This window comes from Mycobacterium sp. DL99 (assembly GCF_004762045.1).
GTDB lineage: Bacteria > Actinomycetota > Actinomycetes > Mycobacteriales > Mycobacteriaceae > Mycobacterium.
In genome coordinates this window covers 3,258,026-3,270,693 of record NZ_SJOM01000007.1, presented here as the reverse complement: position 1 = coordinate 3,270,693, position 12,668 = coordinate 3,258,026, and the positions used below count along the sequence as shown (strand labels likewise).

Below are 12,668 nucleotides of genomic sequence, written 5' to 3'. Positions count from 1 at the left end.
GGAAAGGAACTGCGGGGCCATGCCTTCCATTCCGCGCGCAGATCGTTCTGCCTGGGAACGTCGAAAGCTCTTGCGTACAGGGGTTTTAACCGCAGCATCGCTGGTTGTGATGAGAGCGCCGCTCGCATATGCAGATCCCAACGCCGGCCAGTGGGATCCCACCCTGCCCAATCTGCTCAGCGCGGGTGCGCCCGGCGATCCGGTGGCCATCGCCAATGCGTCGTTACAGGCAAGCGCTTTTGCGGCGCAGACAACCTTTGACATGGGGCGAAAATTCTTGGGGAGCCTGGGACTCGCACCGGCTGACACCGGTGCGGCGGCTCCCGTACTCCGCGGCAACCGTGTGTACGGCAGACAGGCTGTCGAGTACGTCATCCGGAGGGCCGGTACCCAACTCGGAGTGCCCTATTCCTGGGGAGGCGGCAGCTTGACCGGGCCCAGCCGAGGGGTCGATTCTGGAGCCGGCACCGTCGGGTTCGACTGCTCCGGACTGACCCGTTACGCGTTCGCCGGCGTGGGTGTGCTGCTCCCCCGCTATTCGGGTGATCAATACACCGCGGGACGCCAACTCGCGCCGTCACAGGCCAAGCGGGGCGACCTCCTGTTCTGGGGACCCGGCGGCGGACAACACGAGGCGCTCTACCTCGGCAACGGTCAAATGATCGAGGCCCAGCAGACAGGTGTCCCGGTCAAGATCTCGCCGGTCCGCAAATCGGGGATGACACCCAATGTCACCCGCATCATTGAATACTGACGCGATAATCGCCAGGTGAGCATGACCGGTCGACGAGTCCCGTTGTGGCTACTGGCGCGTGCACTCATTTTGGGCGTCGTCGCTGTGGTCGCCGTGAGAACACATGGCTTTGGTCTCGTGGACGCGGCGGGTCGCGAGGCTCAGGATCGTTGCGAGACCGACGTGCGCGGCAAGCTGGTGACGCCCGCGACCGCACAGCTCACCGACGTGGAGTCGAAGCTCAGTGACCTCGAGCCCGACAGTCGGGACTTGTTCCCGCTGACCACCGACGAGCCGCTGAAGGGCGTCGAGCACTCACGTATCACCGTATGGAACGTGTCAGGAACGGTCGACGCCCAGACCGAGGCCGGCAGTACGATTTCGGATCCCTTCACCTGCCGGGCGTATTTCGTCGACGGCCACCTGGCGGACACGCTCGTTGTGTTCGAGCGCGAGCACTGACGTCAGCGACAGAACTGGCCCGATGCCCCCAGCGCGAACGTTGCGATCGGGGCGAGTGCGATCACCGTCATCGCCCCGAAAAGACCCGCACGCGAACCGAGCCGGGTCCACGGTGCGGGTGGCAGCGCAAGACGTTCAGCGCGGTTCAGCAACGCCACATCGGCGGCCCCGAGTGCCTGGGCAGGTGTGGCTCCGGCGAGAGCCATCAGTCCGGTCAGCAGGGTGTGCTCCCCAAAGCGGCGCGCCGCGGCATCGTCTGCGCACATCTCCAACAGCCGAGCGACATCAAGCGCGCCTCGGGTCATCAGCTTCACCCTTGGGAACACCATCGCCAACCCGCGCAGCGCCGTCACGATCTTCAGATGATGCCCATCCAGGTGCGCTCGCTCATGGGCGAGCACGGCAGCCAGCTCATCGCTGCCGAGCGCGGCAATTGCCCCGGTGGTGACCACGATCGCGGGCGGCGCGCCGGCCACACAGTACGCGGTGCGCTCGCCGGCGTCGACGATGAAGACATCACGCGGGCCTGCCGGACGTCCCACGAGCCGAACAGCTTGAGCGTGACTATGGGCATGGGCGCGCAGCCGCCGAATGGTCCGTAGCGCCTGCATCCCGAAACCACCAACCGCCACGATCAGCGCAACGGCGACGACGACCACCGTCGCCTGCGCCACGATGCCGGCGCGGCCGGCCGCGATATCGCAGAGCAACTCCACACAGGACGCCAACAGAGATCTGCGCTGGCCTCCGTGGAACACCACGTCGCCGATGACCAGTATCGGAATCAAGATCCAGGTCGCCAATACGCTCGCGATGGCGGTCAACCACGCCGCCACACCGAATCTCGGGGCTGAACCGCCGCGGGTGAGGGCGCTGAGCAGCATCGGTGCCAGCAGCACCACCGCCACGCTGTAGATCAGCAGGCCCGCGGCGACGTTCACCGCTTCTTCGCCCTGGCGGAGCGGCGCGCCAATGAACGTAGCGCGGCACGCAATCGATCGGAATCCTCCGGGTCGATCTGCTCGATGAAGTAGCCGAGCACCAAATCGGAACGGCCACCGCCGTCGAGTGCCGCACGCATCAACTGAGCCGAGTGCTGCTCGCGGTTCAACGTCGGCCAGTACCGATAGGCACGCCCGTCGCGGTCGCGCTCCAGCCAACCCTTTGTGTGCAGGTTGTCCATCGTCGACATCACTGTGGTGTAGGCGATCCGGCGCTCCTCGGCGAGCTCGTCGAAGACCTCGCGGACCGTGACCGCGGCGTCACCGCGATTCCAGATGCGATCCATGATGTCGGCTTCGAGTTCGCCGAACCCTCGTACGCGCACTGCACCCCTCCACGATCGGTGAACTGAGCGTACCTCGCGTCGAGGCTCGTGATGCGCCTCGACGTGAGCTCCGTATCTACTACTTAGGCTAGTACGTAGTACTCCCCCGGCTTCAACACCGGTCAGGTGGTGTAGGAGAGGCTCGTCATCATCCCGCCCTCCTGGTGATAGGTGTTGTGGCAGTGCAACATCCAAACTCCCGGGTTGTCAGCGGCGAATATCACGCGTTGTCGCTGCATCGGCAGCACGATGAGCGTGTCCTTGCGGGCACCCGGGCGTCCGTCGTCACCCAGAACCTGAAAAGTATGCCCGTGCAGATGCATCGGATGCCACATCATCGAAGAGTTCCGGAATGTCATTGCGACACGTTGCCCTTCGCGCACGGGCAGGGGCTGAGCGTTCGCGAACGTGCGGCCATTGATCGTCCAGTCATAGGTGGCCATCGAGCCGCCCAGTTCGACGGGCAGTTCGGCATCAGCGGCTGCCGAGTCGAAGGTGGCGTCCGGGGTGGCGGTGAAGGAACTGACCGTACCGAGCCGGCCCTGCAATTCCGGCGGCGCATAGTCGGGCGGCGGGGTCGAACCTTCGGCGGTCACCAACAGCGCCCGCGTCGACGCATCCTTCCCCTCGGCGACCGCGACCAGTGGGAATACCCCGTCTCGCGCCGTGACCACCACGTCATAGCGCTCGCCCATCCCGATCAGCAGGGCGTCCACCTCAGCGGGAACCACGGCGAATCCATCGGTGTGGGTGACGGTCATTTGATGCCCGGCCAGCGCGACCCGGAACGCGGTGTCGGAGCCCGCGTTGATCAGCCGGATCCGCACCCGCTGGCCAGGGCGCACCCGGACGCTGGTGGGGTTCTTGGCATTACGGCCATTGACCACGTACATCGGGTAGTCGACGTCACCCGCGTCGCCGCCGAGCGGTGAACGGTCGTGGGCGCCCATCGAGCCCATCCCCGCCTCACCGTCCATGCCCGGCATCGCGTGCCCTTCTCCCGACGGCATGCGTAGCCGGTCATAGATCTGAGCGGGTCTCAGACCGACACCATCCGTCCAATCATCAAGCAGCACAACCCATTCGGCCTCATATCGGCCCGGGTCATTCGGGTCGTCGACGATCACCGGGAAGTACAAGCCGGTGTCCGCATCAAGCCCGGTGTGTGGATGGGCCCAATACGTTCCCGGGTGGGGCACCGAGAACCGGTAGGTGAAGTCGCGGCCGTCGGCAATATCGGGAGTGGCCGGCGACGCGCCGTCCATGTCGTTGCGTAGCGCGAGGCCGTGCCAGTGCACCGAGGACTCATGGCCGAGCCTGTTGCGTACCGTGACCTCCAGTTCATCACCGACCGATGCCCGCAGGAGCGGCCCCGGCACCATGTCGTTGTATGCGATGGTGTCGGCGATCGTGCCACCGAGGTCCACCCGCGTGCGCTGGGCGGTCAATGTGGTGGAGACGGTGCGTCCGCTGTGCGGACGACGGGCTTCGGCCACGGCGATCGCATCTCGGGAACCCGCACTGGCTGACGTGGCACCGGTGTCGCGCTGACACCCCGCGATAGCTGTGGCGCTCAGAGCAGCAGAGGCCGCAAGGAATCCACGCCGACTGAGCGGTGGCGGGTTCGCGATGTCAGGCATGCCCCCACTCTGGCCACGGAGATCGGTGAATCGGTATGGGTTTTGTGAAGGTTCGTTGAAGATACCCGTCCATCGCGCTTGTCGTGCGGGAGCCGAAACTCATATCGAACACACAACAACCTACGCATTAACCCCGTATTGGATAACTACGTACGCTCTGATCTAGCAGGTCAGAGCTGTGGCGGTTACGTGCAGAGCTTTACGGATTCTTCACAAATGCTATGGCAAACAAATATTTTCGGCGGGCAGGCTCGACGGCGAGCAATCGCCCCCGGCCCACGCTATCTACTATCCCCGTACGTAGCTAGTAGACTTGGCAGCGTCATGAATCCGCCCAACCGGGCGCGGTCATCAAGGACACATCGTCGATGGAGGCCTAGTGCAGCACCGCACCAGACACCTGTGGATCACCGCGATCGCGGCGACCGTGATGGTCACCGCGTCAACGGTCGCCGGCACTTCCGCCCTGGCGGAGCCCGCGGGCCCGCCTCAGCCCGTCGAACCAGCCCCGCACCTCGACCCGGCGCCGATGCCCTGGCCTAATCCGTTCGGTGAGGTAGCCAATGTCGGCACCCCGGCTGGACAGAACCCGTTGCCGTTCAGCGGCGAGCCGCCGTTTCTGCCACCGGCGTTCAATCCCGCGAACGGGTCGGTGGTCGGCGTCGCCAAGCCGATCTCCATCACGTTTCAGCGGCCGATCGCCGACCGCCAGATGGCCGAGGACGCCATTCGCGTCTCATCCAACCCTCCGGTGCCCGGCAAGTTCTACTGGATGAGCGACACTCAAGTACGTTGGCGGCCAATTGATTTCTGGCCCTCGGGCACCGTAGTGAACGTTGACGCCGCAGGCACGAAGTCCAGTTTCCGGGTCGGCGATGCACTCGTGGCCACCATCGATGACGACACTCATCAGATGCAGATCCACCGTAACGGCGTTCTGGAAAAGACGTTTCCCGTCTCCCTGGGAAAGCCAGGCTATGAAACCCCCAACGGCACCTACTATGTGTTGGAGAAGTTCGCCGACATCATCATGGATTCGTCAACGTACGGAGTCCCGGTGAACTCGGCCGAAGGTTACAAGCTCAAAGTCGAGAATGCTGTCCGCCTCAGCAACACAGGGATTTTCGCGCACAGCGCCCCCTGGTCGGTCGGCGCTCAGGGCAAACGCAATGTCAGCCACGGCTGCCCCAATCTCAGCCCTGCGAACGCGCAATGGTTCTTCGACCACTTCGGCAGTGGCGACCCCGTCGTCGTCAAGAACTCCGTCGGCCTCTACAACCAGCCGGATGGCGCGCAAGACTGGCAGATCTGATCCACGTGCCGAACCCCAGTGCGGCAGCCCATCATCGGGTGGCCGAACTCGGATGGTGCACGAACCTGGAGGCTCGGCGTTCGATGCGATGAAGACGCCCGCGGGTACGAACCGGCGCACCCGCAAGATGCAGCGGATCGGCATAGAACACCTTCTTGGTGAACTCGACCATGATCAGGTAGGCCACGGTCAGTAGCACCAGCGCAGCAAAGAACTGCCACGGCAACGGTGCGAAACCCAAGCGAGATGCCAACGGCGACAAGGTCACCGCGATCCCGATCGCGATCGCACCAAAGGTCGTCGCAACCAGCGGACCGCTCGGCACGCTGCGGAAGAACGGAATGCGCCGGGTCCGGATGACGAAGATGATCAGGGTCTGGGTGGCCAATGACTCCACGAACCACCCCGTGCGAAACTCGTCGGGCGCCGCGTGCAGCACGCCGAGCATCAATCCGAAGGTCAGGAAGTCGAACAACGAACTGATCGGCCCGAACGTCAGCATGAAGCGTTTGATGAACGCGATGTTCCAGTGTGACGGAGCGTGCAGTTGCTCTGGATCGGCGTGGTCGGTGGGGATGGCCAGCTGGGAGCTGTCGTAGAGCAGGTTGTTCAGCAGGATCTGCCCGGGCAGCATCGGGAGAAACGGCAGTACGGCGGAGGCCGCGGCGGCGCTGAACATGTTGCCGAAATTGCTTGATGTGCCCATCAATACGTACTTGATCGTGTTGGCGAAGATGCGTCGTCCTTCCGACACACCATCGGCGAGAACGCCGAGATCCTTCTCCAGGAGCACGACATCGGCAGCGTCCTTGGCGACGTCGGTCGCCGAGTCCACCGAGATACCGACATCGGCCGCGTGCAGGGCCAGCGCGTCGTTCACACCATCACCGAGGAAACCGACCGAGCGTCCCTGTTTGCGCGCCGAGGCGATCACCCGTGCCTTCTGTTCCGGCGTGACTCGGGCGAAAATGGTTGTCTGGGTGACCATCCGATCGAATTCGCGGTCGTCGAGTTTGTCCATCTCGACGCCGGTGATCGTACCTTTCGACGCCAAACCGAGTTCCGCACAGACTTTTTCGGCGACCCGCGGATTATCTCCGGTGGCGACTTTCACATCGATTTCCAGTTCGGCCAATTTGGCCAGCGACTCTCGCGCGGCCGACTTGGGGTTGTCGGCAAAGGACAGAAACCCGGCCAGCCGGAGGTCGGATTCATCGGACGGGGTCACCGTCTCCAGTCCGGACGCAGGCTTGACCGCGACTGCGACTACCCGTCGGCCTTCGGCGAACAGTCGATCGAGTGTTTCGTGAGCCGATTCCGGCACCTGGGCGCACCTGGCCAGCACCTGCTCGGGTGCCCCCTTGGTGATCAGTGTCTGCTGGTCGCGACCGGGGTCGTCGACAAGCGTCGTCGCGGACCGTCGCGTGTGATCGAACGGAAGAACCGCGATCTGGCGGACGCCCGCGGTCAACGCCGCGGCGTCGACACCGTTCGCCCGCCACAGTGCAGCGTCCATCTCGTTGCCGCTGACTCCCCCGGCCGCCGGGTCCACGTCGGTCGCCAGCAACCCATCACGCAGGACATCTTCGGAATGGGCACCCGCGGCGTCAACGGCATCGATGAAGCTGATGCGGCCATCGGTCAAAGTTCCGGTCTTGTCGGTGATCAGGACATCGATGTCACCGAGATCCTCGATGCTCACCAAGCGCTTGACCAAGACTTTGCGTTTGGCTAGTTCCCGCGACCCGGCGGCGAGGCTGCTGCTGACCACGGCCGGCAGCAGCTGCGGGGTGATGCCAACCGCGATGGCCAGCGCGAAGAGTACGGAGTCGATAATCGGCCGGCGCAGCATCACGTTGGCCAGCACGATGAATACGGTCAGCGTCAACGCCACGTAGAGCAGCAGATAGGAGAACTTCCGCAGACCCGCTTGGAAGTCGGTCTCCGGCGCATTCTGGCTGAGTCCGACCGCGATCCGGCCGAACTCAGCGTCCGCGCCGGTCGCGTACACGACACCGATGCCGGTGCCCGCGCTGACGATGGTGCCCATGAAGGCGAGATCCGTCGCATCGGCCAGCGCGGTGTCCATCGCCACCACATCGGCCGACTTCTGTGCGGTCATCGACTCACCGGTCAGAATGCCTTCGTTGCACTCGAGACCGTTGACGTCGAACAGCCTGACATCAGCGGGCACCGCCTCGCCCAGGGTGAGTTGGATGACGTCACCGGGCACCAACTCGGTCACATCAACCTTGACGGCCTTCCCGTCACGGCGCGCGACTGCGTTGTGCTGCACCCGTGAATGCAGGGCTTCGGTGGCCCGTTCTGCCCGGTACTCGTTGACGAACCCGAGCCCGATGCTGATCACCAGGATGATTCCGATGATGATCGACTGGGTGGCGTCGCCGAGGAAGGCCGAGGCCACGGCGGTCACGGCCAACAGGATCAGCACTGCATTGTTCAGTTGTCGTCTGAGCACTGCCCAGGCACTGACGTGATGCGTGCGAATGATGTTCGGCCCGTGCTCGGACAGACGTGCGGATGCCTCCGCCGACGACAGGCCCTCAGATTGCGTATGCAGCGTCGACATCAGCTCCGACAACGGGGCTGATGCGGCCTGGCTCGCGGTCACCGTATCGATGCTGCCCCCCACAGTTCGTCACCAGTGGATGCTCGGAGCCTAATCCGCCACACCGGTTTGCTGCACCGGTTTTGACGTGAGCGCAACGCAACAAGTCAGTGGTCACACCGCCTGGTCGCGTAGCCGACTACTCGTGTGTCTGCCGGCCACGTCGTGTCTCCGAGCTTCGGCCAGCCGGCCGGGACCCTCGGCGGCACCGGTTGGCAACTCGAGCTCAAAGGTGCGGCGGCCTATGGGAATCCGTTCGCCCGACGGTCAAGACCCCTCGGGCAGGCTCAGAAATTCCCGTCCAAGAACTCCGCATACGCCGGCAGATCGAGTTGGCCGTGACCCGAAAGCCCGATCACGACCACCTGCTCGGCCGGATCATCGGCCACGTGTGCGGCGGCGGCGGCGATCGCGTGCGTGGCCTCGGGTGCGGGCACGATGCCCTGGGTCCGCGCGAACAGCACCCCCGCAGAGAACGCATCATGCTGCCCGACAGCGACGCCTTCGACCAGACCCAGCTCGACGGTATGGCTCAGCGCCGGCGCCATCCCGTGGTAGCGCAGCCCACCCGCATGGATCGGGTCGGGTACGAAATCCATTCCGAGCGTGTGCATCTTGAGTAGCGGGGTCAGGCCTGCCACGTCGCCGTGGTCGTAGCGGTACTCGCCCTGTGTGATCGACGGACACGCGGCCGGCTCCGCGGCGATCACCTTCGGGTTCGACCGGCCATGGATCTTCTCGCGCAGGAACGGGAATGCCAGGCCGGCGAGGTTGGATCCGCCACCGGCGCAGCCGAAGACGACGTCGGCCCCGTCCGGCTCGACGGCGGCGAGCTGCGCAACGGCCTCCAGCCCGATCACGCTCTGATGCAGGACCACGTGGTTCAGCACGCTGCCGAGGGCATAGCGGGTGTCGGCGTTGGCTGCCGCCACCTCGACCGCCTCGCTCACCGCCATCCCGAGACTGCCGGTGGTGTCGGGCGTCACCGCGAGGATCGCGCGACCCGACTCGGTGAGATTCGACGGGCTCGAGTGCACGGTGCCGCCGTACGTGCGAATCAGATGACCGCGGTAGGGCTTCGACTCATAGGATGCACGGACCTGCCATACCTCGACCTCGAGGCCGAACTGGGCTCCGGCGAACGACAGGGCGCTACCCCACTGCCCGGCACCTGTCTCGGTGGTCAGCTTCCGGACTCCGTCGATGCTGTTGTAATAGGCCTGCGCCACCGCAGAATTGGTCTTGTGGCTGCCGACCGGGCTGACACCCTCGTACTTGACGTAGATGTGGGCGCCGGTGTTCAGCGCCTGCTCGAACCGACGGGCCCGGATCAGCGGCGAGGGACGCCACATCGAGTAGATGTCGCGCACCACCTCCGGGATCTCGATGTACGGCTCGGTGGATACTTCCTGGGCGATCAATCCGCTCGGGAAGAGCGCCGCGAGGTCATCGGGGCCGACCGGTTCCTTGGTGCCCGGATGCAGATGGGGCGGGATCGGCTGGTCCAGCTCGGCGGCCAGGTTGTACCAGTGCGTCGGCACCCCGACGGAAACCAGATCCGGATGAGTAGCGTCGGCGTGCAAAGTCATGCGGACACTGTAATCAGGCGCGCGTCGCCGGGCTTCGACGCACCGAGCCACCGCCACCAAGCCCATGTCGCGATCGCGGCGACCACAACACCCGCGGGCAGCGCGATCGGCGCCACCGAAAAGGACACTCCAACCAGAAGCAGCAGTCCGAACCCGACACCGATGGCCAGCAGCACCAGCCGGGCCGGTGTCCAGGTCGAGTCAGAGCTGAACCGGGTCGACAACACGATCCCGAGAATCAACGCGATGGCGTGTCCGACCGCAGTGAAATCTGTCCCCGATACCGCGATCACCAGGGCAATTGTCACCCAGCCGGCAATCCACGCCGCGCGCCACCGCATCGGTATCGCCGCGGTCAGGGTGCCGAGGACGGCGATCGCGCCGTAGCTCAGCCCCACGTCTTGGGCGTGGGCAACCGAGATCGGCAGCCAGCCGAGCTTGATCGCGGCGGCCAAACCGGCCGCGACGATCAGGGTGGCTCCGACATGACCGAGCGCGAACGCTTGGATCAACCGCCTGCTGCACCACACCAGCTCTGCCAGCGCCAGCAGGCACACCAGTCCTGGCAGCAACAGGTACGTGTATCCCTCGGCGGTGACGAAGGCACTTCCCAGGAGTGTTCCCAGGTGGCCCTGCCCCAGGTTCTCCAGATTGGTGCTCAGATGACTGACCACGCGGTCCTGCACCTTGGGCCCCAAGATGAGCAGCAGGGACGCGATCGTGAACAGTGCCGCCGCGTAGGCCAGGGTGACACGCACCCGGACCAGACTGGAGAACACTCGCGACAACATCCCGATCCAGCATACCGACCTGGTGGGCACCGAAAAATGCTGGTCAATCGGCTGCTGAGGTGCGGTGCGGAGCTAGTTCAAGTATCAAGAACACGGCAGCCGCCGGAAGCGCGTCGACCACCGGCAATAACACGTACCGATGCTCAGCCATCGCACCGAACTTGCGCACATATCGATACAGCGACTCCAGCTTGATGAGCCGATCCCCGACATGAGCGAGTGTCCGCAGCACTCGGACAAGAACCTCCCCGCTGCGGTCATTCCCGAAGAGATCGGGAAACGGGGCGAATGCCAGCGAGACCCGCTCTCCCCCGTGCGATCGTGCCCAGTCGATCATGTCCACGGTGAGCCGCTCGTCGATCCCATTCGGGGCGCTCAGCCGGCGCCACGGGAGATCAAGACTCAGTTCGGTCCCGCCACCCGCGCCGGCAAAACGCTGGAACGCCTGTATCCGTCCCCCACGGTCCCGTCCGACGATCAGCCACACACCGGGATAGCGGCCGGACAAGGTGTCACCGAGCATCATCGAGAACCCGCGCTCGGCGCCGACCGCCTTACCCGACTGCCGCATCACATCGACAAGTTCAGCCCGAAGCGTCTCATCGACGTCCGACTCAGCGATCACTTCGCTAGTGACGCCCGCATTGCGAGTTCGCTGGACAGCCTGCCTGAGATTGCGCTTGGACCGGCCGGCCAAGTCGAAACGGTCGACCTCCACCACGACGTCACGTCCGATGGGGATGCCCCGCAGCGCGGTGCCGATCACCGCACGATCGCGCCAAAACGTCAGGCTGCGCTCCGAAGCGCCCAGCACCAGGATGCGCCAGCCCTGCGTCCGACACAGGGCAGCGAATGTGGCGACAACCTCCGGGTAACGGGCCTGGTCTCCGATCGGATCGCCGCTGGCCACCGCAAAACCGGCCACCGTCCGATAGGCCAGCGCAGCCGTGCCGTCCGCTGAGAACACGTAGCTTTTGCCCGCAGCCATTGCGAAGGGCGCCAGTGGGTCGCCCTGTGTGTTGTCGACCAGAGCGGCCACCGAACGTAAGGCATCTGGTTGAGCCGTCGACCTCCGCGGTCTGATCAACATCGCGGCGGAGAGGACGAGGCAGATCCACGCGTCTGCCGGATGCCCAAGCATCACGGCGAATGTCGCCAGCAACAGGGCCGCCGCGGCGGTAGCCCCATGAGCCAAGGTCAGCGGGCGTCCGAGGAGAAGACCGTGCAGCAGAATCGTCGCGGCCAATGACACCGCGACCAGACTCGTCAGCACCGACTCGTGGCCGACTCGGCCGGTGTTGTGCTCGAGAACCAGTGCCGTCGCACTGCCCGCGAGGGTCACTACCACCACGCACAGCAGGATTCGCAACCGGAACCTGCGGTACGTGTCGGTCCCGGCAGGATCGGTCGTCACGCCGGAATGTGGGCGTGATGAGGGTGCCGGTGACGTAGTCACATCTGCGGTCTTCCCAGTGTTGACCGGAACGCACGGATCGTTCGCTCTACCACCCAATATACGAACCTGGCCTGCCGCGTGCTGACAAGCCGCTGACGGGCGAACCCGACAGAGCTCAGACCGAGTCCGCCCTCGGCCCGGCGCCGGGGTCGCTATCCGATCGTCAAACGGCGCGGCCCTGCCTGCGAGGAGGTTTCAGCGGCGCGCCGCGGGCGGGATTGGCTCGGTGTCTCCTGACCGCATCGCGATTGGCGCAGCCGTGACTGCAGTACTTCTGTGTGCCGGGTCGGGTGAAGTCGACGAATGCCGTGGTGCATCCTTCGCGGGCGCAACGCCGGATACGTTGCATCCCGCGTTCGGTGAGGAACTGAGCCGCCGCAGCGCTCGTGGCGCCGGCCAGCGTTGCGGCGAAGCCGGCGTCGGCATCGCGGTAGTGCAGATGCCAGCCACTGCCATCGTGATTGGTGATCGACGGACTGGTGGCGAATCGAGCCAGTAGCTGGTTGAGAAGCGTGACCCGGCTCTCTTCAGTGTCGGCATCGACGACATCCGCCCAGATTGCCAGGAAATCCCTCACCTGTCGTACGTCGGCGCGCGTGACGCGACAGTGGATGGGCATGTCACGAGCCGTCCAGCGCTGTTCCAGGTCGGCCGGTGTGGAGGCGGGCCGATTGACCAGATCGGTCACGTTCCGCAGCAAGGGCTCCATGTAATGGTTTACATGCACAA

The 12,668-nt window shown here is 64.8% G+C and carries 11 protein-coding genes; 3 read left to right on the top strand and 8 right to left on the bottom strand.

Annotation, left to right across the window (positions count from 1 at the left end; genetic code table 11):
- Positions 1 to 109 precede the first annotated feature (109 nt).
- Positions 110 to 754 carry an NlpC/P60 family peptidoglycan endopeptidase RipB gene (ripB, locus tag EYZ64_RS16040; protein WP_286174971.1) on the top strand — a complete coding sequence of 215 codons (645 nt, stop codon included), beginning with the start codon at positions 110 to 112 and terminating at the stop codon, positions 752 to 754.
- Between the two features lie 42 nt (positions 755 to 796).
- Complete coding sequence (locus EYZ64_RS16035; protein ID WP_286174970.1) at positions 797 to 1,195, top strand: hypothetical protein; 399 nt, start codon at positions 797 to 799, stop codon at positions 1,193 to 1,195.
- A gap of 2 nt (positions 1,196 to 1,197) precedes the next feature.
- On the opposite strand, the gene EYZ64_RS16030 is transcribed toward EYZ64_RS16035, so the two are convergent.
- From EYZ64_RS16030 to EYZ64_RS16020, 3 genes are all read right to left on the bottom strand, one after another.
- Positions 1,198 to 2,136 (bottom strand): M56 family metallopeptidase, encoded by a 939-nt coding sequence (locus tag EYZ64_RS16030; protein ID WP_135454658.1) that lies wholly within the window; start codon positions 2,134 to 2,136, stop codon positions 1,198 to 1,200.
- Entirely contained in the window at positions 2,133 to 2,522 is a 390-nt protein-coding gene (locus EYZ64_RS16025) for a BlaI/MecI/CopY family transcriptional regulator (RefSeq protein WP_135454656.1), read from the bottom strand. Before EYZ64_RS16025 ends, EYZ64_RS16030 begins: the two co-directional genes overlap by 4 nt.
- 122 nt (positions 2,523 to 2,644) lie before the next feature.
- Positions 2,645 to 4,162 carry a multicopper oxidase family protein gene (locus tag EYZ64_RS16020; protein ID WP_135454654.1) on the bottom strand — a complete coding sequence of 506 codons (1,518 nt, stop codon included), beginning with the start codon at positions 4,160 to 4,162 and terminating at the stop codon, positions 2,645 to 2,647.
- 379 nt (positions 4,163 to 4,541) lie between these two features.
- Between EYZ64_RS16020 and EYZ64_RS16015 the strand changes: the two genes are divergently transcribed.
- Complete coding sequence (locus tag EYZ64_RS16015) at positions 4,542 to 5,474, top strand: L,D-transpeptidase (protein ID WP_502702973.1); 933 nt, start codon at positions 4,542 to 4,544, stop codon at positions 5,472 to 5,474.
- Between the two features lie 31 nt (positions 5,475 to 5,505).
- Here the strand turns inward: EYZ64_RS16015 and mgtA are convergent, their stop codons facing one another.
- The 5 genes from mgtA to EYZ64_RS15990 form a co-directional block, all read right to left on the bottom strand.
- Positions 5,506 to 8,127 carry a magnesium-translocating P-type ATPase gene (gene mgtA / locus EYZ64_RS16010; protein WP_502702972.1) on the bottom strand — a complete coding sequence of 874 codons (2,622 nt, stop codon included), beginning with the start codon at positions 8,125 to 8,127 and terminating at the stop codon, positions 5,506 to 5,508.
- A 263-nt stretch (positions 8,128 to 8,390) separates the two neighbouring features.
- Complete coding sequence (locus EYZ64_RS16005) at positions 8,391 to 9,692, bottom strand: TrpB-like pyridoxal phosphate-dependent enzyme (RefSeq protein ID WP_135454652.1); 1,302 nt, start codon at positions 9,690 to 9,692, stop codon at positions 8,391 to 8,393.
- Positions 9,689 to 10,483, bottom strand: a complete 795-nt coding sequence (locus EYZ64_RS16000; protein WP_210115516.1) for a rhomboid-like protein — start codon at positions 10,481 to 10,483, stop codon at positions 9,689 to 9,691. The genes EYZ64_RS16005 and EYZ64_RS16000 overlap by 4 nt, the downstream gene beginning before the upstream one ends.
- Before the next feature lie 43 nt (positions 10,484 to 10,526).
- On the bottom strand, positions 10,527 to 11,897 hold the full coding sequence (locus EYZ64_RS15995; protein ID WP_135454650.1) for a bifunctional lysylphosphatidylglycerol flippase/synthetase MprF: 1,371 nt from the start codon (positions 11,895 to 11,897) through the stop codon (positions 10,527 to 10,529).
- Positions 11,898 to 12,102: 205 nt separating this feature from the next.
- Entirely contained in the window at positions 12,103 to 12,627 is a 525-nt protein-coding gene (locus EYZ64_RS15990; RefSeq protein WP_135454648.1) for a CGNR zinc finger domain-containing protein, read from the bottom strand.
- Between the last annotated feature and the right edge of the window lie 41 nt (positions 12,628 to 12,668).